At 46.2% G+C, this 21012-nt stretch carries 14 protein-coding genes; 8 read left to right on the forward strand and 6 right to left on the reverse strand.

The annotated features are described in order from the left end of the window. Window positions 1–31: 31 nt before the first annotated feature. Window positions 32–739 carry a DNA-binding domain-containing protein gene (locus tag HRQ91_RS09800; protein WP_210119374.1) on the reverse strand — a complete coding sequence of 236 codons (708 nt, stop codon included), beginning with the start codon at window positions 737–739 and terminating at the stop codon, window positions 32–34. A gap of 1202 nt (window positions 740–1941) precedes the next feature. Here HRQ91_RS09800 and aroF point away from each other — a divergent pair. From aroF to HRQ91_RS09815, 3 genes are all read left to right on the forward strand, one after another. Further along, the gene (gene aroF, locus HRQ91_RS09805; RefSeq protein WP_210119375.1) at window positions 1942–2973 is read left to right on the forward strand and encodes a 3-deoxy-7-phosphoheptulonate synthase; all 1032 of its coding nucleotides are present in this window, start codon (window positions 1942–1944) and stop codon (window positions 2971–2973) included. A gap of 120 nt (window positions 2974–3093) precedes the next feature. After that, entirely contained in the window at window positions 3094–3987 is an 894-nt protein-coding gene (locus tag HRQ91_RS09810) for a prephenate dehydrogenase (RefSeq protein ID WP_210119376.1), read from the forward strand. Window positions 3988–4007: 20 nt separating this feature from the next. Continuing rightward, window positions 4008–4541 (forward strand): adenine phosphoribosyltransferase, encoded by a 534-nt coding sequence (locus tag HRQ91_RS09815; RefSeq protein WP_210119377.1) that lies wholly within the window; start codon window positions 4008–4010, stop codon window positions 4539–4541. 92 nt (window positions 4542–4633) lie between these two features. Here the strand turns inward: HRQ91_RS09815 and eda are convergent, their stop codons facing one another. The 3 genes from eda to HRQ91_RS09830 all read right to left on the reverse strand — a co-directional run bounded on the left by eda (window position 4634) and on the right by HRQ91_RS09830 (window position 8448). Then, entirely contained in the window at window positions 4634–5614 is a 981-nt protein-coding gene (eda, locus tag HRQ91_RS09820) for a bifunctional 4-hydroxy-2-oxoglutarate aldolase/2-dehydro-3-deoxy-phosphogluconate aldolase (protein ID WP_210119378.1), read from the reverse strand. Between the two features lie 325 nt (window positions 5615–5939). Further along, window positions 5940–7439 carry a glycine hydroxymethyltransferase gene (locus HRQ91_RS09825; protein ID WP_210119379.1) on the reverse strand — a complete coding sequence of 500 codons (1500 nt, stop codon included), beginning with the start codon at window positions 7437–7439 and terminating at the stop codon, window positions 5940–5942. A 94-nt stretch (window positions 7440–7533) separates the two neighbouring features. Beyond that, window positions 7534–8448, reverse strand: a complete 915-nt coding sequence (locus HRQ91_RS09830; protein WP_210119380.1) for a rhamnogalacturonan acetylesterase — start codon at window positions 8446–8448, stop codon at window positions 7534–7536. A gap of 188 nt (window positions 8449–8636) precedes the next feature. On the opposite strand from HRQ91_RS09830, the gene HRQ91_RS09835 reads away from it, so the two are divergent. Continuing rightward, window positions 8637–10148, forward strand: a complete 1512-nt coding sequence (locus HRQ91_RS09835; RefSeq protein ID WP_210119381.1) for an IMP dehydrogenase — start codon at window positions 8637–8639, stop codon at window positions 10146–10148. 177 nt (window positions 10149–10325) lie between these two features. Continuing rightward, window positions 10326–12047: a flavocytochrome c gene (locus tag HRQ91_RS09840; RefSeq protein ID WP_210119382.1), complete on the forward strand. Its 1722-nt coding sequence runs from the start codon at window positions 10326–10328 to the stop codon at window positions 12045–12047. A 31-nt stretch (window positions 12048–12078) separates the two neighbouring features. Here HRQ91_RS09840 and HRQ91_RS09845 read toward each other — a convergent pair whose 3' ends face one another. Further along, window positions 12079–13143 carry a Gfo/Idh/MocA family protein gene (locus tag HRQ91_RS09845; RefSeq protein ID WP_210119383.1) on the reverse strand — a complete coding sequence of 355 codons (1065 nt, stop codon included), beginning with the start codon at window positions 13141–13143 and terminating at the stop codon, window positions 12079–12081. A gap of 108 nt (window positions 13144–13251) precedes the next feature. Here HRQ91_RS09845 and dnaE point away from each other — a divergent pair, with 108 nt between their 5' ends. From dnaE to recG, 3 genes are read left to right on the forward strand one after another with little or no spacing between them, the layout of a single operon-like run. Then, the gene (gene dnaE, locus HRQ91_RS09850) at window positions 13252–16824 is read left to right on the forward strand and encodes a DNA polymerase III subunit alpha (RefSeq protein ID WP_210119384.1); all 3573 of its coding nucleotides are present in this window, start codon (window positions 13252–13254) and stop codon (window positions 16822–16824) included. Between the two features lie 18 nt (window positions 16825–16842). Beyond that, the gene (locus HRQ91_RS09855; RefSeq protein ID WP_210119385.1) at window positions 16843–17427 is read left to right on the forward strand and encodes a YggT family protein; all 585 of its coding nucleotides are present in this window, start codon (window positions 16843–16845) and stop codon (window positions 17425–17427) included. Between the two features lie 17 nt (window positions 17428–17444). Further along, entirely contained in the window at window positions 17445–19646 is a 2202-nt protein-coding gene (recG, locus tag HRQ91_RS09860; protein ID WP_210119386.1) for an ATP-dependent DNA helicase RecG, read from the forward strand. On the opposite strand, the gene HRQ91_RS09865 is transcribed toward recG, so the two are convergent. After that, the gene (locus HRQ91_RS09865; protein WP_246473214.1) at window positions 19618–20502 is read right to left on the reverse strand and encodes a sigma-70 family RNA polymerase sigma factor; all 885 of its coding nucleotides are present in this window, start codon (window positions 20500–20502) and stop codon (window positions 19618–19620) included. The two genes, recG and HRQ91_RS09865, sit on opposite strands and share 29 nt — an antisense overlap. Window positions 20503–21012: the final 510 nt, after the last annotated feature.

Below are 21012 nucleotides of genomic sequence, written 5' to 3' on the forward strand. Positions count from 1 at the left end.
GTCCCCCATTCCGTCGGGGCGGAGTGCCCCGTTATGTAACGGTAAGCGGTTTGTTGAATTTGCCCGTTTTCAATGTTTTAAGAGCTTTTCCTTTGGTATCCATCTTCGTGCGCACTTCGATGTAGTACGTCCCCGCTTCCAAATCGGCAGGAATGATTGCCATAAGACGCGCGGGTTTGTTTTCGGCGATAACCGCTGCCCGCACGGGATTCCCCGTTTCCGGCACAAAGAAGATGCCCTGCGCCGCGTCCTTGTGGTCGAACTTGAGCCTGCTTCCCGTAATCTGCACAACGCCGCCTTTGGTCAAAACCTCGTTCACCTTGCCGGATACCACGTCTTTTACTTCGGTAATGTACGGGTCGGTGCTTGCCGTTCCGGTCTTTTCGCACCTGATTTTGCCGGCTGCGGCTTTGAGCGCCGTTCCCGCCGTCATGTTCAAATTGACCGTGTGCCGCTTTTTATCGAAAGAGTCGTTTGCTCCGTTGAACACGCCCGATATGCTCAAAGATGTGTTCACGAGCGGCGTGTTTAAGGCAGAGCCGTCGGCAATGAGCGAGGCGCACACTTCACCGTAGATTTGCAGCACCGCCGCGACGTCGGCTCTCGTAAGCGTGGAACCTTTTTGCATCATCAAGTCGATAATCTCGTCAAGCGTGTACGAGCGCACATCCTGTGCCTGCGCCATAAAGTCGTCCGGCGCAGCCGTCAGTAAGTTTTCACGAAGAGAGTACTTTAGCATAAAGACCTCCTAAAAATTGTTTCGCAGACTTTATCAAAAGCCGAGAAACAATTTTTACGCACTTTCGCAAACGTTAGTTGAGAAAGTGCAGACCGATAATGCGACGTTTTAGGCTGAGGCCTAAAACTCGGCGTTGAAGCGAGCGGCGCTATTTGAGCCGTGAGCTTCAACTGATCTCCTTTGGGAGGGAGAAAGACACCCGATAAAAAGCATACGTCCGTGTATGCTTTTTATCCCGAGTTTTCTGTCGAAAACTCGCAGGTCTTATTCAGGCGGACATCCTGTCCGGTTTCTCCCTTCCCTAAAACCCAACCCATCTTCCAAATAACGCTTAAGGGCTCCGAATTGCTACGCCTTGCTTGCAATTCCTTAAGAATCCCTCTCAAGAATGTACGTCCTTGTACATTCTTGAGCATCGAGTTTTCTGTCGAAAACTCGCGTACTTTTATTTCCGCGATGTTTGCCGCACGGCAAACTCGGCCATACAGGCAAACTGTGAGAAAATAAAAAAACGCACGGGGGACACTGCGGCCTTCGTGCGTATTGTGCGGAGTTTATATTGTATGTTCCTTATGAACGGACTAGTGTGCGGCGGATGAGCGGAAAACGCCCTTAGCGGAGAAGCGGAGAAGCGGAGAAGCGGAGAAGCGGAGAAGCGGAGAAGCGGAGAAGCGGAGAAGCGGAGAAGCTTGCACCGGCCCGCTCAGGCGTGTCAAGTACCCTGCTGCGAGACCTGCCGCAAAGTTTTTGCAGGCGGACACCCGTACATACGCGGGAAGAGGAGCAAAGATGTAATATGCGTTCTCTCATCATGAGAAAAAGTATACGGCATACAGTGCGAGTTGGCAAGGCGTATGCCGTGCGGGGCGTTATATAGCGATAAAAACTAAACTATTGACACGTCTTAGCTTTTATGTATATGTTTTACCCATGACGAACATTACGGACAAAACACGTAAATTTTTTTCAGCTCTTAAAATCAACCGCGGCACAATGTCGGTATACTCCTATTTTAACTATTATTATACCCATCTTTACAAAAACGCTGCGGGTTCGCCTACGTAATGCTTAAAATGAACGTTTTAATGCGTAAAAGGAACTCTGCGGAGTTCCTTTTTTTTGTTTAAAAAAGGAGCGTGCGCCAGGCGCAGCCTAAACGGCCGCCGCTAAAATCGCCGTAAAAATTTTTATCAGGAGGAATTATGATAATCATACTAAAAAAAGATGTTCCGCAAAAAAAAGTTGACGACTTTATTCAGTCATGGAAGGACAGGGGTTTCGGGATTCACCTTTCCAAAGGAGAAAGCACTACGATAGTCGGCTTGCTCGGCGACACTTCAAAGATCGAGGCCGAAACCGTCGCCGCAAACGACGTAGTAGAAACCGTACAGCGGGTAAGCGCCCCGTACAAGATGGCAAGCCGTTCTTTTCATCCCCAAAATACCGTAATCGAGGTTGGCAGCGGACAAAAAGGAATTGATCCCTGCTCCATAGGCGGCGATATCATAAGCGTAATCGCAGGTCCCTGCTCGGTGGAATCGGAAGACCAGATCGTGGAGATCGCAAAAGAAGTAAAAAAATCAGGAGCGCGTCTTTTGCGCGGCGGCGCATTTAAACCGAGAACTTCGCCTTACAGCTTTCAGGGACTCGGCAAACAGGGAATAGAATTTTTAATAAACGCAAAAAAGGAAACGGGTCTTCCCGTCGTTACGGAATTGATGGATGCACGCCAGCTTCAGTATTTTGACGACGTAGACATAATACAAATCGGGGCGCGCAACATGCAGAATTTCGACCTTTTAAAAGAACTTGGAAAGACGGATAAACCGATCTTATTAAAACGCGGACTCTGCGCAACCGTAAAAGAGTTTCTCATGTCGGCGGAATACATCATGGCCAGCGGAAATGAAAACATAATCTTATGCGAACGCGGAATACGCACGTTCGACAACTACACGCGCAACTGTCTGGATATTTCCATAATTCCGTATTTAAAACACGTAACTCATCTTCCCGTAGTGATAGACCCCAGTCACGCATGCGGAACGCGCTGGATGATCCCGACGCTTTCACAAACCGCCGTAGCGGCAGGCTGCGACGGCCTTGAAATTGAAGTTCACAATCATCCAGACAAGGCGTTAAGCGACGGCGAGCAGGCGCTTTTGCCGGACGCATTTGACGATATGATGAAAAAACTGCAAAAATATGCGGCGATAGAAAATAGGAAGGTTTAACTTCGACCGCTGAGACATCGCGGTCTCGTTAAACGACGAGTTTCGGATAAAGCCGAAACATCGCTGATCATAACTGTGCGCAAAGCGCGCCGTTCAATCCAGCTTCGACGGGAGTGTGAAATGAAAAAACTTAAAGATCTTAATTACGGATTTATAGGGCTCGGACTTATGGGCGGCTCTCTCGCAAAGGCCGTGCGGGAAAAAATACTGAACGTTCCGAACGCAAACGGAAAAATCTTCGCCGCAGACATAAACAGCGGTTCCCTTAACCTGGCCGTGCAGGATAAAATCATAGACAAGGGGTATGACATATCCGCCGCAGATACTATGCTTGAAAGCTGCGATTTGGTATACATATGCCTTTATCCGCACGCAACCCTTGATTTTTTAAAAACACATAAAAACGATTTTAAACCGGGAACCGTAATAACCGACATAAGCGGAGTAAAATCCTTCATACTTGAAAATAAGGCCGATTTTGTACGAAGCGATACGGATTTTATTCCGGGGCATCCCATGGCCGGCGGTGAAAAAGAAGGCTTTTCCAATTCGTCAGGCGCATTTTTTCAAAACCGCAACTACATCCTCATGCCCCAAAAAGAAAACCGTTCTGAAAATCTGGAGCTCATAAGAAAACTTATCCGCGCTATGGGATTTAAACACATAATAGAGACGGATCACATTATCCACGATCATAAAATAGCCTTTACATCGCAGCTATGCCATATTATCGCCTCGTCGCTTGTGGACAGTGCGGAAGACGACAAAATCACAGCCTTCGGCGGTGGAAGCTATGAAGATCTTACGCGCATCGCAATGATCAACGCTCCTTTGTGGACTGAACTTTTTCTTTCAAATAAGAGAGAGCTTTTAAACCACATAACTGCTTTTGAAAAATCTCTTTCGAATCTAAAAGATGCGATTGAAAAAGGAGACGGAAATAAGATTGAAAATATACTCAGCCGCGTCCGCTCAAAACGACTCGCCATGTCTTGTATTGACAGTACCGTATAGGTTTTGTATCATTTTAAAGTATGTTTTCGATTAACGATCTGGACAAAGCCGTTCGCCGCGTGCCCGACTTCCCTAAACCCGGCATTTTGTTTTATGACATAACCGGCATTTTAGTAAATCCCGCCGCATTTTCATTCTGCATCGACCGGATGGTTGACTTGTATAAAAATGCAAAGGTTGATGCTGTCGCCGCCGTCGAATCGCGCGGATTTATCTTTGCGGCGCCTTTTGCACAGCGGCTGGGCATTCCTCTTGTGCTCATCCGCAAAAAAGGTAAACTTCCTGGTAAAGTATATTCTTGCAAATACGAACTGGAATACGGAACCGCCGAAATTGAAGTCCATGTAGCCGACATTTCAAGCGGAAAAAGATATCTTTTAGTCGACGATCTCATCGCGACCGGCGGAACTTTTAAAGCCGCAAAAAAAATTATCGAGCAAGGCGGCGGCTCCGTAGTCGAATGCTTCGGCGTAATAGGCCTTCCGGACCTTAACTATGAAAGGATCTTGTCGCCCATGAAAGTCACGACACTTATAAACTATCACGGAGAATAAAAGCTTCTTTCCGCCCTAAAATCTTTCAGCACAGCCTTATAGGCCGTGCTGTAAGACTTCTGTCAAAATCCGCGCTCAAACGTATTAAAAGTCTAGTATCTTACCAGATGAAAGGCAAATCCGTTAATTTCAGGCAAAAGATAGCAGAATTTTAGAGGAGAGTTCGGATCGTCTTTGGAAATATGCGTCATCGTTTCTTCGACAGGTTTGAAACCGAACTGGGCAAGGTAAGCCACTGAGCGGTCTACGTTAGCACACCTGATCCCCACATGGCCGTGAACTCCTCGGCCGTTTTTCCGCATTATTTCAATATCGGCAGCGTTGAAAATCGAACTGTTGCCCGGTTTGGAAGGCAGGCCGAAAACGGCGATCTTTTCGGAAATGGCTTCCGCAGGATTTTCATCCGTAGCGTTCATGCCCATATGAGCAAATTTAAATCCCTGCATTACTTTTACGGCCTCTTTACAGTCGGCAGTAATTTCATCCCATTTACCTTCATTTATCATGTCCGTTTTTACCATCCATGATCCGCCTACGGCCAGAACATTGGGCTGCTTCGCATATTCAACTACGTTTTCGGTATTTATTCCTCCGGTGGGAACAAACATCATATCAGCAAAGGGACCCGCAAGAGCTTTAAGCATACTAGTTCCGCCTACGACGGAAGCGGGAAAAAGTTTTACAACTTTGAGACCTTTCGCTATAGCCGCTTCAACTTGAGATGCGTCCGAAATGCCGGGAATCATAGGCACCTTCTTTGAAAGGCAATAGTCCACTACGGCAGGATCGAAACCCGGCGCAAGGACAAACTTCGCTCCGGCGGCGATAGCGCTTTTAGCCTGATCCACTGTAGTTACAGTACCGGCTCCTACGAGCATATCGGGGCATTCCTTTACCATAGCTTTAATCGAAGCCTCCGCAGCCGAAGAACGGTACGTAACTTCCGCCATAGGAATGCCGCCTTTGCTCAATGCTTTGGCAAGAGGAACGGCGTCTTCCGCTTTGTCCAATTTGATTACCGGCATAATACCGATATCGCGAATTTTTTTAAAAATTTCAGGTAATTCCGTCATAATGTCTCTCCTGGTAAAATCGGCGCTTTTTTAGGCGCATATATAATGGCAACGGCACAGCTCGAGCTTTGCCGCCCGAACCGTGCATACTACATCAATAATACCACAGTGTAAAATTTTTGTCGATTTAAATGTCGCACTTGTCATGTACTTGCCGACTATTCATATAAGCTTTCCCGTTAAGCGCGAAGCTTTTTCAAGCGCGGTGCGTTCGAAAAGTGAAGTTTTTAAACAGCCCCGGAGGCAAATATCGTTTACGCCGGGCGGCACGCCTTATACGCGACAGCAAATATTGTGTCCACTTGCCCACTGGACGCGGCACGCCTTATACGACAAATTCTTTGATCAAAAAATCCAAATCCAATTCGGGATACAGGACATGCTTTGAAAGCAATTTTTTTACGCGCTTTTTGCCTTCGGCTTCAACTTTTGCGTCAATAACGATCTTGCCTTTAGCCGGCTTTCCGTCTTTTGTAACTCCGGGTTTGGTTCCTTTAAGTACCAAGTCGATTATCGCCGCAATTTCCTTCATGTCGGTGTATTTCATGCCCAAGGTTGTTACTGCAGGCGTTCCGACTCGTATTCCGCTTGTCCACCACGGACCGTTTTTATCAAACGGTAAGGCGTTGGCGTTAAGAGTAACACCGCACTTAAACAGCGCGGCTTCCGCCTGTTTTCCCGTCAATCCGTACGTCGTAGTATCGATAAGCATAAGATGATTATCCGTTCCGCCCGTCTGTAAAACCATACCGAGTTTTTTGCATTCTTCAGCCAAGGCGGCCGCGTTGTTTCTCACATTATGCGCATATTCTTTGTAAGCAGGCGTGCGCGCTTCCTTAAAGGCGATGGCCTTCGCAGCCATAATGTTGGAAAGGGGGCCTCCCAAAACCATGGGGCAGCCTTTGTTGACGGCGTCGGCAAATTCTTTTTTGCAAAGTATAAAAGCGCCTCTCGGACCGCGAAGGGTTTTGTGGTTCGTGGAAGTTACTATATCAGCCCATTTTACAGGATCGAAATTCCCCGTAAATACTTTTCCGGCGACGAGCCCCGCAAAGTGCGCCATATCCACCATGAGAACCGCTCCGCACTTGTCCGCTATTTCTCTGAAACGGTGAAAATTTATAGCGCGGGGATAGGCTGAAAATCCCGCCAGAAGTATAAGCGGTTTAACTTCCATTGCCTGTTTTTCTATCGCATCGTAATCAAGCAATCCCGTCTTAGGGTCTACCGTGTAAGGATGACTTTCAAACATTTTGGCTGAAACATTCATGCGGTAACCGTGCGTTAAATGTCCCCCGGAATAATAATCGAGTCCCATTATGCGCTGATTGCCGAGTTTTTTACGCAGGGTTTCCCATTGCTTTGCCGTCATTTCGGAAACACTCTTAAGCTTAAGAGTTTCAAGGGTGGGCATTTCGATTTTCTGCGTTAAAACAGCCCAAAAAGCGACAAGATTTGCGTCGCAACCCGAATGGGGTTGAACATAGGCGTAATCGGCGTTGAACAAGGCGGCCGCTTCGTCCGCAGCGGTGCTTTCGACGGAATCGACGTTTTCGCATCCCCCGTAATATCGATGTTCGGGGTAGCCTTCGGCGTATTTATCCGTTAAAACGTTTCCCATCGCAGATTGAACGTTAAGAGAACAATAATTTTCGCTCGCAATAAGTTTTAAATGAGCGCGCTGAGTGCAAAGCTCTTTTACGATGTCGGACGCAATTTCAGGCCCGACGGCGGCAACCTGCTGAAGGTTAGCCACATAGGCAAGCATTGCAGGATTAGGCTTGCCTTTGCATAAAGTAAGATATTTTTCAATAGGTGTAGGCATATTTCCTCCCCCAAAGATCCGGTATGGTATCGAACGTTCCGGTCGCCCACCGGTAAAAGTTTATGAGGAATAATAACAAAACAAGCCGATTAATTCAATTAAAAGGTGTAAAATTTCGCGGGAGCACAAGATTTGCAAAAACCGAGTCCCTACGGGCGAGATCCTCTACTACCATGCGTGCGATAATTTTTGCCCCGTAAGAATTCAAATGCGTATTATCCAACGTATCAAAACTTTCGGTTTCCTGCGCGTGAAATTTTGCGCTCTGCTCGGCGCCGATCCTTTCATAAAGGCACTTTGTCATTGCCGTATTGTCGATGAGTGTCACGCCCGTCTGAGCTGCAAGTTCACGGATCGCTTTAGGATAATCTCCGCCGGGAAAACCTTGCGCGCCTTGTGTGATATGAATTTTCTCACCCGCGTAAATTCCCTCCGGCGAGCGGCGCACGATCGGCGTGCACAAAACGGGCTCCGCACCAGCAGAGAGGGCGGGCAATATATATTTTTCATATAAAAAATATTTAAAAGAACCTTCGTCTTCTTTAGCCCCCTCGGCATTCGAATACCTTTCTTTGTCCGGTTTTTCGTCATTATGACCGAAACAGATCAATAAGTAGTCGCCGCTTCCGATATATTTAATCAATGCGGAATAATTTTTTTCAATCAAAAAACTTTTCGAGCTTCTGCCTGAAATCGCAAAATTTACGACCTCCGCTTTTTCAGCGTCTATCATGTCCTGCATCTTCATCCCGTATCCGTTACGCGGAATAAAAAACGGGTCTTTAAATGGACCTACGGTAGAGTCTCCGGCTAAAAAGATACGCTTCCGGCGGGACTTGCCAAGCCCACCTGAATGTCCTGAATTTTCAGGGCTCTCAAGGTTAGACGGATTTTTTTTGCAGCAAGCTTTGCCGCTACAAGCTTCGCCGTTGGAATTTTTCACGCTTTTAAGAAATTTTTCCAAAACTTGAGCGGCCGCCGAAATTCCCGAATCGATTGTTTGTTCCACAGTGACCTCGATCACAACTATAACACGGATCTAAAAAATCTACAGCTGTAATTCTGCGGCATAATCAAAAAATACAAATATGTTTTCCATATGAATGTCGTTTAAAACAGCGCTAACACGGAAATTCCGATCCTTTTCAAAAGAAAATGAATAATATATACTGTAGCTTAAATAATGGAGGATACGTCATGGCACATTATTTTGAAGAACCTTCCCACACCTTCGGCGAATATCTTTTGGTTCCCGGGTACTCTTCCGCCGACTGTATTCCCGGAAACGTTTCGCTTCAAACTCCTTTGGTAAAATTCAATAAAAAATCCGGCGAAAAAAGCCCTCTCTATTTGAATATTCCCATGGTATCCGCAATAATGCAGTCCGTTTCGGACGATAATATGGCCGTAGCGCTTGCACGCGAAGGCGGACTTTCGTTCATATTCGGATCGCAAACAATCGAGCGTCAAGCGGAAATGGTTGCGAAAGTAAAATCTTACAAAGCGGGTTTTGTAAAATCCGATTCAAACATACGCCCCGAGCAGTCGCTAAAAGAGCTTGAAGAATTGACAAAACGCACGGGCCATTCGACAGTGGCAGTCACCGAAGACGGAACGTCAAACGGAAAACTCGCAGGAATCATCACCGACCGCGATTACCGCATAAATTATTGTCCGCCGGATGCGAAAGTTCTCGACTACATGACGCCTTTTAAGGACATGATCACGGCGGAAGAAGGAATTTCTTTGAGCGACGCAAACGATCTTATATGGAAGCACAAAATAAACCAACTGCCGGTAATAGATAAAAAAGGAAACTTGCAATATCTGGTTTTCAGAAAAGATTATTCCTCACACGAACAACATCCTTTGGAACTTCTGGACAAAAAACATCGTTATCTTGTAGGAGCGGGAATAAATACGCGCGACTATATGGAAAGAGTTCCCGATCTTATAAAAGCCGGAGCAGACGTCTTTTGTCTTGATTCTTCGGAAGGATTTTCCGAATGGCAAAAAAGGGCATTGCGTGATCTGCATAAAAAATACGGCGATAAAATAAAGATCGGAGCCGGAAACGTGGTCGACGCCGAAGGTTTTAATTTTTTAGCTGAGGCCGGAGCCGATTTTATAAAAGTAGGAATAGGCGGCGGCTCCATCTGCATAACTAGAGAACAAAAAGGAATAGGCCGGGGGCAAGCGACGGCGATCATCGAAGTAGCGAAGGCTCGCGATGAATGGTACAGGCGCACAGGAGAATATATTCCCGTATGCTCCGACGGCGGCATAGTTCATGATTACCATATTACATTGGCGCTCGCCATGGGAGCCGACTTTGTGATGCTCGGCCGCTACTTTGCGCGTTTTGACGAAAGCCCTACGAGCAAACTTATGGTAAATGGAAACTACGTAAAAGAATATTGGGGAGAAGGATCCAACAGAGCTCGCAACTGGCAGCGCTATGATCTGGGCGGGACAAGAGAACTTGCATTTGAAGAAGGCGTCGACAGCTATGTTCCCTATGCGGGACGCTTGCATGACGGCGTAGGAATTACCACCAGCAAGATAATACACACTATGTGCAACTGCGGCGCCCTTTCCATTCCCGAACTTCAGGAAAAGGCTAAGCTGACCCTGATATCACAGGCGTCCATAAGCGAAGGTTCCGCTCATGACGTAATAGTAAAAAATACGTCCATACACGCAGAATAAGACTAAGGGCTCGCAGGCCGCACTCGCAAAGAACGTCTTGCAAAGTCTGTCGGGCAGACCTTGCCAAGGTTCCGCCCGACAGATTATACTTATACAATAACAGTTATACACGCGAATTCTACAGCCTCTAAAAATCGATATTTTATTAGGCTGCTAAATTTCAAGGAGGGAATTCTTATGAATTTCAAAAAGATAAATGCAGTTGCATCCTGTATTTTTCTGGCAGTTTCCGCTATGGCGATAGCGATTGTCCTGTCCTGCACGAAAAAACCGGCAGGAGAAACCTTTACCGGCATCGGCGAAGGCAACAACGGAAAGATTGAAGTTTCAATCACAGTCAATAACGGAAAAATAGTGGACGGAAAAGTCGTTTCCGAACAGGAAACGGACTTTGCAAAACCTGCAGCCGCAAAAGTGATGGCGCAGGCCGTAAAAAACGGCAATGCGGATAATTTGGACATCGTTTCAGGAGCGACGGTAACGTCAAAGGGAACTGCGCAGGCGATACGTCAAGCTCTTGCCGCATCGAAGGGAGCCGTTGCCAAAACCGAAAAGGCGGAAGACACATCCTGCGACATCGTAGTGATCGGAGCGGGCGGAGCCGGAATGACAGCCGCTTACAGAGCCAAAACGCAAGGGGCAAATGTCATCCTTCTTGAGAAAAAAGGCGTAGTCGGCGGAAATACCAATTCCGCGACGGGCGGTCTTAACGCAAGCGAAACGGTAATACAAAAAAAACTGGGCATTGAAGATTCCAACGAACAGTATTTCCAAGATACCATGAAAGGCGGTTACAATAAAAACGATCCCACCCTTGTACGCACTATGGTAAATAATTCCGCCGCTATCGTAGATTATCTCATAGACATAGGAGCCGATCTTACCGACGTGGGAAAGATGGCAGGTTCGACAAACAAACGCACTCACCGTCCGCAAGGCGGAGCCGCGGTAGGCCCGCATCTTGTAAAAGTGCTAAGCGCGGCAATTGAGAGCGCCGGCGTAGACTTACGCCTTAACTCGAAATGTACGGGTATTATAATGCAGGACGGAAAGGCCGTAGGAGTAACGGTTTCGTCCGAAGCGGGCGATTATAAAATTTCGGCTAAAGCTGTAATAATCGCTACGGGAGGCTTTGGTGCAAATCCCGACCTGGTCGTCTCTTATGTTCCTTCGTTAAAGGGATTTGGCACGACTAATCACAACGGCGCTACCGGCGACGCAATCGAATGGGGCAAAGCGATCGGCGCAGACTTTGTAGACATGGATCAAATTCAAACCCATCCTACGGTAGTTCCGGGTAAGGGCATAATGATCACCGAAGCCGTACGCGGCAACGGCGCCATCATAGTAAACCGCGACGGCAATCGTTTTTGTTCCGAAATGTCTACCCGCGATGTTATGTCAAAAGCCATCCTCGAGCAAAAAGGCGGAACCGCATTCCTTGTATTCGACCAAGCGGTACGAGAGTCGCTTAAGGCAATCGAAGGCTATGCAAAAAAAGGTCTCCTGACCGAAGCTCCGACAGTCGCCGAACTCGCGAAAAAGCTCGGCATACCGGAAAACGCATTGGTAAAAACACTTTCGGATTATGCGGCAATACAAAAATCGGGTAAGGATCCGATCGGCCGAAAAGCGTCCGAAATGCCTCTTCCTTTGGAAAAAGCTCCGTATTATGCGGTTGAAGTAGGTCCTGCAGTACACCACACGATGGGCGGTCTTAAAATAGACGCAAAAGCGGAAGTTTTAAATACAAAAGGGCAGCCGATTCCCGGCGTCTTTGCAGCGGGAGAAGTTACCGGAGGCGTTCACGGCGGTAACCGCTTGGGCGGCAATGCAATCGCCGACATTGAAGTTTTCGGAAAGATGGCGGCAGACTCGGCTCTGGCGTATATAAAATAAACTCCTAAGAAAAACGGCATGCAAGGAAATTTCAATTTCCGAGGGTGCCGTTTTCTTTTTTAAGCCCTTCTTTTATTTCGTCTATCACGGCCATCACATTTATTCCGTCTTCTAAAGACGATCCTAAAGGCGCCTTACCGTCTAAAAAATCGACCGCATTCTGTACCATATTCGAAAAATAAAGCGTTCTTTTAGGCCGGCGGACAAAACGGTCTTCTTCCAAAGAATAAAACCCCGTATACAGCTTGGATTGTCGGCTTTTATAAAAATGCATGTAGCCGTTGCCTATGCATATGCGTCCCTGAGTACCTGTGATCTCTACCTCGAAAGCAAAAAATTTACTTCGTCCTGAAATAGTTACGGAAACATCGGGACAGACGTCCGTTTTGTAATTGGCGCAAAGATTTCTGACTACGACAGGTTTTTCCATGTCATAATAAACGCCTGAAAGAGAGGGGCGATAAAGCAACCATTTTTTTTCTTTTCCGGAAAGTTTTTCAAGAAAGTAAAGTATTATATCTATCAAATGCGTACCGTCATGCAAAAGACTGTAAGCTCCGGTCTTTTCGTCTTCGGGCGAATATACCCGCAGCCCGGAACATAAAACGCCTCTTATACTCTGAATATCGCCGATTTCGCTCAAATAATTTGCAGCGGCGCTATAATCCAAAGCGAACCTTCTTTCATGGTTTACCAGCACGGGAACGTTAAATTCCTTAGCAGTCCTGTAAATTTTTTTTGCGTCGCCGGTATTCAGCGCGACGGGCTTTTCAAGTATTACCAAGCGCGGGCGGGATCTTATTACGTCCAGCGTTACTGAGAGGTGAAATTCTTCGTTTACCGCGACGGCGATAATATCCGTCTTACAGGAGCGCAGCATATCCGAAACATCGGTATATATTTTGTCGCATCTTACAAAACGTTTCCAACTTTCAAGCTTTACGGGATCCGTGTCGCATCCGGCTACAAGTTTAATTCTCTTATTCTTTTTTAAGGCCATAGTGTGGGAAGCCGGCTGTTCTCTTTTTTTGTCAAATCCGAGGGAAAAACCTATTCTGCCGCAACCTACGAGAGCCGCCGTATAAATCTTTTTCATATATAAGAATTATCGGCTCATACGGCAGCCGCCTCAACATCGTCTCAACAAAAGAGGTCTTAAAATTCCGCTTGAAGTCGTACTACAAACCCTATAAAATATCTTTATATGGCAGACATAAAGATTTTCCCTGAACCGGACAAAGATACGCCCGAATCGAATTTCGTTCACCTTCACGTGCATTCAGACTATTCTCTGCTTGACGGAGCTTCCAAAATCGGCACCCTCATTGCGCGCGCCAAAGAATTGAACATGAAAGCTCTCGCACTGACAGACCACGGCAACATGTTCGGAGTTTTGAATTTCGAGCACATGTGCCGCGCAAACGGGATAAATCCCCTTGTCGGCGAAGAATTTTATCTGGCGGAAGGGAGCCGCCTTGAAAAAAACAAAACTCCTTACGGAGCAAACTATTATCATCTCGTTTTAATCGCGTGCAATGTAGAAGGCTACAAAAACCTCGCCGTCCTATCCTCCATAGCCTATACGGAAGGAATTTATTACAAGCCGCGCATAGACTGGCCGCTGCTTGAAAAATATCATTCGGGAATCATCTGTCTGTCTTCCTGCCTTGCCGGGGAACTTCCGCAAGCCTTGATCGCAGGCGACGTACCTAAAGCCGAAAAAATCGCACAGCGTTATTTAAATCTGTTTGGGAAAGATCACTATTACATAGAATTTCAAAACCACGGCATTGAAGAACAAAAACGCATAGAACCTCTTTTAATGCAAATAGCGCAAAAGTTCGGCATAACCATGGTCGCGACAAACGACGTTCACTATTGCCGCAAAGAAGACGCCGAAGCCCAAGACGCGCTGCTCTGTATAGGAACGAAAACTCTTCTCAGCGATAAAAACAGGATGAAATTCGAGACCGACCAATTCTATCTTAAAAGCGAAGCTGAAATGGCCGAGATTTTTCCCGGACATCCGGAACTTCTTACAAACACATTAAAAGTCGCGTCGATGTGCAATCTCACTATTCCCCAGTACTCCACGCAGCAGTTAAAAGACTGCCTTCCCGTCTTCCAGGTTCCGGAAGGATTCAATTCGCAAGACGATTACATGCGGCACATAGTTGAAGAAGGTTTGAAAAAACGTTATGCGGTGATTTCACCTGAAATAGAACAGCGAAAAGAATACGAACTTAAGATAATATTTCAGATGGGATTTTCAGGATATTTTTTGATAGTCTGGAATTTTATCGATTGGGCAAAAAAACACGACATTCCCATAGGCCCCGGTAGAGGGTCGGGCGCCGGTTCTCTTGTGGCCTACGCAATGTCCATAACCGACATAGACCCTTTCCGTTTTAAACTTATTTTCGAGCGGTTTTTAAACCCCGAACGCGTGAGCATGCCGGACTTTGACGTCGACATGTGCTTCGAAGGAAGACCTGACATAATTCAATATACGCGCGATCACTACGGAGATCCTCAGGTAGGACACATAGTAACCTTCGGTACTCTAAAGGCAAAACAAGTTATCGCCGACGTGGGCCGAGTGCTTGACATACCGCTGGCCGAAGTAAACATGCTGAAAAAATGTATTCCTGGAGATCCCAAGGCGACGCTCAAAGACGCATTTACTCCGCCGACGCCGGAACATTCCGATAACGGGCAACTTATACAATATAAAGACGATCCTAAGTACCAGCAACTTTTCCGCCTGGCTTACAAGCTTGAAAACATAAACAGAAATACGGGCTTGCATGCGTCCGGGATTGTCATAGGCAAATCGCCGCTGTCGGATTGGGTTCCCGTATTTAAAGATTCAAAAACCGAAAAGGTGGCCGTTCAATACACTATGGACATAATCGAGCCGTGCGGCCTTGTAAAGATGGATTATCTGGGACTTAAAACGCTCACATTAATAAAGCATGCCGAACATATAATACGGAAACGTCCCGGTTTGGAGAATTTTAAAGCGGATCAAATTTCGGAAGAGGACTCCAAAACCTTCGATCTGTTCTGCCGCGGAGATACAGTCGCGGTATTTCAATTTGAAAGCCCGGGAATGCAAAAATGGATGAAGCAGCTTAAACCTCATTCCATAGAAGAACTCGTAGCTATGAATGCGCTTTACCGTCCGGGGCCGATGGAATTTATACAACAGTACATAGACGGAAAATGGCACCCCGAAACCATTCACTATCCGGATCCCTGCCTTGAAGATATATTAAAAGAAACTTACGGCGTTATGGTCTACCAGGAACAGGTAATGCAAGTAGCCCAGCGCATTGCGGGCTTTTCACTGGGTGCGGCCGACATGCTGAGGCGCGCCATGGGGAAAAAGAAAAAAGACGTCCTCATGGAAAAAAAGAAAGAATTCATAGACGGCGCAATAAAAAACGGATTTTCCGAACAGCATGCCGATGAAATTTTTGAAATCATGGTTCCGTTTGCCGGCTACGGCTTTAACAAAAGTCACGCGGCCGCATATTCCGTTGTGGCATACCGCACGGCATACCTAAAGGCAAATTATCCGGCGGAATTCATTGCGGCGAACTTGACAAACGAAATAACCAGCACGGACAAACTTCCTATGTACATTGCCGAAGGAAATTCAATGGGGCTTACGATCGATCCTCCCGACATAAACCGCTCCGACACGGTCTTCGACGTCGTGGACGGAAAGATCGTTTTCGGTCTTATGGGGATAAAAGGCCTTGGGCAAAAAGCTGCGGAAGTAATCGTCGAAGAGCGCGCCAAAAACGGACATTACAAAAATTTTTTGGATTTTCTTGACCGCGTAGATCTTAAGTCGGTAAATAAGAGGGCTCTTGAAGTGCTCATAAAAACGGGCGCTTTTGACAATCTGGGACAGAACCGTCCGACCCTCATGCAGAACATGGAAAAAGCGGTAGCCTACGCCGAAGGCAAAAAACGCGGAACCGACAACGGCCAGGCGAGCCTTTTCGGGGAAAACAGCGAAGAGGAATTCGTTCCTTTTATCTTTGAAGAAAGCGAAGATCTTACAAAGATGGAAAAACTGAACCAGGAAAAAGAACTAATAGGCTGTTACGTTTCGGGCCATCCGCTGGACGATTATAAAAAGGCTATAAAAGAATGCGTAACCGTCACTTCACAAAACATAGAACGCGAAGCGAAGGAATCCATGGCGGAAAAAGAAGCTTATGCCTCAAGCGCGTCGGGAGGAAATCCATGGCAGATGCGCAATATGGGCAAAACTCATACGGCGATGGGTTTGCTTATGGAGCTTCGCACTATAAATACTAAAAAAGGCGAACAGATGGCGTTTGCAAAATTACAGGATTTTAACGGTTCAATCGATATAACTTTTTTTCCTAAAACGTGGCAATCGGTGCGCGGCTCTATAGAAACGGATAAAATTTATGCATTTAAAGGCAAGGTGGACGGCTCAAGAGATACTCCTTCGTTTATCGTGGACAGCATGGAAGATCCGGACAGTCTAAAAGTCCGCGCAATAAGCGAAGTTCATATTCAGCTTGAATCGGCCGCTTGCACTGAATCTCACATTCAAAATTTACGTGATTTTTTATTTGGCGCTGCGGGTTCATGTTGTGTATATTTTCATATAGATACGGAAAACGGTCCGTATATTATAAAAGCAAACGGCCAAATCACGGCGCCGTCGACGGCTGAATTTATTCAAAGCCTTGAATCCAAAGCGGGAGTGTCCGAAGTGTGGACGGCCTAATTTTTACCGGGGGATTTTATGACATCGATATTTAAACTTCTTACTTCCATGATCAGTATATACTCTTTTTTGTGCTTCATACGCATCATGCTCACATGGTTTCCCGGACTCGCCTACAGCCGCTTTGCGCAAATACTTTCGTCCCTGTGCGATCCGTATTTAAATCTTTTCCGACGACTGCCCTTACGCTTCGGCGCTTTTGATTTTTCGCCTCTCATTTCTTTCGGCGTGCTCATGGTGGCGTCAAGTATTTTCGGAAACCTCGCCATGTCGAGGTCGATCACGTTCGGTCTGTTTTTAGTTTTGGCGCTGAACATGCTCTTACAGATTATCAATTCCCTGATAACTTTTTTTATATTTTTTCTTGTCATACGGCTTATTATCCTTCTAATACGCAGAGATTCATACTCATCCATATGGTCGCAAATAGATTATTCGATCAATCCTCTGGTCTTTAAAATATCAAGCCTGTTTTCAGGTGGAAGACCCATAAGCTATAAAAATTCTCTTATCATTTCAATTTTTACACTGCTGGCGTTTAACCTCGGAGTACGATATATTGCAAACATTTTGTTTTCGCTTTTAACCCGCCTTCCGTTTTAGTTTAGTGTCCGGTATCGATGAAACTTGAAGAAATACGGATACCTGTAGGTTCTCTTCCCGGCGTAGGGCCCGCAGCCGTAAAACTTTTTGCAAACCTCAACGTATTTACCGTCGCCGATCTGCTTACATTGTATCCGAGAGATTATGACGACAGAACAAAGATCGTCACGCTGTCGCAATTCAATAAAGCTAAGGTACATACCGTAGCGGAAGTTACCGCGCACGACTGGTTCGGCTACGGTCGTATGAGAACGCTTAAAATCTACATAAACGATAAGACCGCGGAAGCTCAACTCGTCGCCTTTAACAGACCTTTTTTTGAAAAAATGCTTCCGGTCGGTTCAATTATAGTCGTAAGCGGAAGTTTTTTTATAAAATACAACTCTTTGCAGAGCTCTTCATTTGAAATAATAAAACTTTCGGATGGCTTAAAGGACGACCAAAGCATTGCCGATTACGAAGGCAAGCCGCTTCCCGATTCCGGCGTGATTCCTATCTACCCGTTAACCGAAGGACTCAGCCTGAAATCAGTGCAAAAGGCGGTTAACGCGGCGCTTAAACAATGCTGCGCAGGCATCGACGACGAGCTTCCTCAGCAGATCATCGACAAAAGGCAGCTGCTTTCAAAAAAAGACGCCGTCCGCCTCATTCATCAGCCGACACAATATTCGGACATAGAAAAAGCGCGGCGAAATCTTATATATGAAGAGCTTTTCCGTTTTCAGTATTCTATGGCGGAACGCGCCTACGAGCACAAGGGATGCCTTCCCGACGTTGAAAACACGAAAGATGTCTCAGATCATATAAGCGGCGGCGCAATGCGGACGTCCGTAAACTCCGCAGAAGCGTATGATTTTCGGGAAGACCTTTCTCCGCTTCAAAAAAAACTTTTCGAGCGGCTGCCGTTTCAGCTTACGGACGACCAAATAAACGTCATAAGGCAGATGAACGAAGACATAGACCGCGGTTACAAGGAAAGAAGCGCATTGCTCAAAGGCACTGCAGAAGGAAAAGTCGACAAACCCGTATACACTATGGCAAGGCTTTTGCAAGGCGACGTAGGATCCGGGAAAACCCTCGTCGCGTTCTTTGCCTGCCTTCGCACCGTAAACTGGGGCGGCCAATGCGCGATCATGGCGCCGACGGAAATTCTTGCCCGTCAGCACGCGGAAAATGCGGATCGCTTACTCGGCTTTATGGGAATACGGATTGCGTTTTTAACCGCGTCGGTACACGCATCCGGGCGGAAACAGCTTTTGAAAGCGCTTAAAGAAGGCAATATCGATATCGTTATCGGGACGCACGCTCTTTTTTCAAGCGCGGTCGTATACAAAGATCTTCAAACGGTAGTGATAGACGAGCAGCACAGATTCGGCGTAATGCAAAGAAATGCGATTATAGGCAAAGGTTTGCAGCTGGCTTCGCACCGGTACGTTTCGCCGCATTTTCTTATGATGAGTGCAACGCCCATTCCTCAGACGCTGGCGCTCACGGTTTTCGGCGATCTGGATGTTTCCGTAATAAAGACAATGCCGAGCGGCCGTAAACCGGTAATAACTTATCTGGTACGCGAAGGAAATGAAAAAAACGTATACGGCGCAGTTCTTAAAGAACTTAAAGCCGGGCATCAGGCGTATTTTATTTATCCGGCAATAGAAGGATCCGTCGAAGAGTCCGATAAACAAAACACATCGGCTGAAAAAGCGTTCTCTCTTTTATCGTCAAAAATATTTCCCGAATATAAGTGTGCCCTGCTCCACTCTAAAATAGATGAAGATACGCAGATAAGGGTTTTAAAAGAATTCCGGGACGGAAAGATAAAGATACTCATTGCGACTACGGTAGTGGAAGTCGGCGTCGACGTGCCTTCAGCAACTTGCATGGTCATAGAGCAGGCCGACAGATTCGGGTTGGCGCAGCTGCATCAATTAAGGGGACGGGTTGGCCGCGGAAGCGAGCAGTCTTACTGCTTTTTAGTATACGGCAAAAACATAACGGAATCGGGAATAGCCAGAATGAAGGCTCTGCGCGAAAATACCGACGGATTTATAATCGCGGAAGAAGATCTTAAACTGCGCGGCCCCGGCGAACTCACGGGAACCGCTCAGTCGGGAATCCTTTCATTAGGAATATCGGATCTCGTCCGCGACCGTCAAATTCTCGAACAAGCGCGAGCGGATGCATTTGACCTTATGCGACGTAAGCTGCAAGGCGGTTAAGTCTTGCCGGATGCTGCATACGGATGATCGCGCTTTTTTCAATCTGGCGTATGCGCTCCTTTGTAAGATTGCAGATATTTCCTACTTCTTTCAGCGACATCGGCTTGGCTCCGCTCAAACCGTAGCGCAGACGCAGAACCTTGGCTTCGCTGGGTTTAAGGGTTCCGAGCACGTTGTTTATGTCCTTGTGCATAGACTCTCTTATTACAGCCGCATCGGGATCTTCGTAGCGGTCGTCTTCTATAAAATCGCCGAAAACCGCGCTGTCATCCTTGGAATTGTGAACTTGCGTATCCAAAGAGATCATTTCACGTGAAATGGCAAGCATTTCGCGCACATGGCGGGACTGCATACCTAGCATCTGCGCAATTTCGGTTATCTTCTGCTCTTCCGTTTTATCCCCTGTCACAGCCTTGCTTGCCCGTTCGATGCTCACCAATTCATTGGAACGGTTTAAAGGCAGACGGATCGCACGGCTCTTTTCACAGATGGCTTTTAAAATGGCTTGTCTGATCCACCAGACGGCGTAAGAGATAAAATGAAACCCCTTATCAATGTCAAAACGGTCTATCGCCGTCATGAGTCCTATGTTGCCCTCGCTTATGAGATCTACAAGATCAAGGCCGTGATTCTGATATTTCTTTGCAATGTTCACAACAAAACGCAGATTTGCCCTGGCGATCTTGTCCTTAGCGAGCTTGTCGCCGGTTTTCGCCCTGTTTGCAAGCTCTATCTCTTCTTCACGGCTTAAAAGCGGGATTTTATTTATATCTTTTAAATAAAGCGATAAAACATTCTCATCATTAATCATCTCAAGCACTCCCCACGGCAATCCTGTACCGTTATGTTGATACATAATAACTAGCAATTTTTATGCCAACTTTTATACTCGCTTGCCTTTGCGGCATTTTTATTAGGAATTTTTTTGGAATTTCTACGGAACAGCTTTACGGCAAAATAAATTCCGCCATAACCGCGGGAAATTTTGGCCGAACGTTTTGATTTTCGAACTCCTTTATCCGCGTAATTACAAGTAATACAATGATTTAGCTTGCAAAGCGATTTTTACGGGGAAAGCGCCCCGATAATTTAAACGAAAATTTAACTTTAACACCGAATGTAAGTATATTATTAAAAAAACTTTTTTCTTTAATAAATTTTACGGATTTGATTTTTTATTAAAAACAATGATCCTTTTTGACACATATAAACCTCCAAAAACGCAAACCGGGTGTTTTTGACACAATTTTTATTCTTATATTAAAACATGTATCATAAAATACGTTTTTTTATTGACTATAGTGCCTTAGAATTCGTATATTTGAGAAAGAAGCATTCTACTTCTAATTACTAAATACCCATTTTG

It is taken from the genome of Treponema parvum (genome assembly GCF_017893965.1).
GTDB lineage: Bacteria > Spirochaetota > Spirochaetia > Treponematales > Treponemataceae > Treponema_D > Treponema_D parvum.

What these genes read in the sequence shown, in the direction of transcription:
- HRQ91_RS09800 (WP_210119374.1), bottom strand. Translation starts at nt 739, where the DNA reads ATGCTAAAGTACTCTCTTCGTGAAAACTTACTGACGGCTGCGCCGGAC.
- aroF (WP_210119375.1), top strand. Translation starts at nt 1,942, where the DNA reads ATGATAATCATACTAAAAAAAGATGTTCCGCAAAAAAAAGTTGACGAC.
- HRQ91_RS09810 (WP_210119376.1), top strand. Translation starts at nt 3,094, where the DNA reads ATGAAAAAACTTAAAGATCTTAATTACGGATTTATAGGGCTCGGACTT.
- HRQ91_RS09815 (WP_210119377.1), top strand. Translation starts at nt 4,008, where the DNA reads ATGTTTTCGATTAACGATCTGGACAAAGCCGTTCGCCGCGTGCCCGAC.
- eda (WP_210119378.1), bottom strand. Translation starts at nt 5,614, where the DNA reads ATGACGGAATTACCTGAAATTTTTAAAAAAATTCGCGATATCGGTATT.
- HRQ91_RS09825 (WP_210119379.1), bottom strand. Translation starts at nt 7,439, where the DNA reads ATGCCTACACCTATTGAAAAATATCTTACTTTATGCAAAGGCAAGCCT.
- HRQ91_RS09835 (WP_210119381.1), top strand. Translation starts at nt 8,637, where the DNA reads ATGGCACATTATTTTGAAGAACCTTCCCACACCTTCGGCGAATATCTT.
- HRQ91_RS09840 (WP_210119382.1), top strand. Translation starts at nt 10,326, where the DNA reads ATGAATTTCAAAAAGATAAATGCAGTTGCATCCTGTATTTTTCTGGCA.
- HRQ91_RS09845 (WP_210119383.1), bottom strand. Translation starts at nt 13,143, where the DNA reads ATGAAAAAGATTTATACGGCGGCTCTCGTAGGTTGCGGCAGAATAGGT.
- dnaE (WP_210119384.1), top strand. Translation starts at nt 13,252, where the DNA reads ATGGCAGACATAAAGATTTTCCCTGAACCGGACAAAGATACGCCCGAA.
- HRQ91_RS09855 (WP_210119385.1), top strand. Translation starts at nt 16,843, where the DNA reads ATGACATCGATATTTAAACTTCTTACTTCCATGATCAGTATATACTCT.
- recG (WP_210119386.1), top strand. Translation starts at nt 17,445, where the DNA reads ATGAAACTTGAAGAAATACGGATACCTGTAGGTTCTCTTCCCGGCGTA.
- HRQ91_RS09865 (WP_246473214.1), bottom strand. Translation starts at nt 20,502, where the DNA reads ATGTATCAACATAACGGTACAGGATTGCCGTGGGGAGTGCTTGAGATG.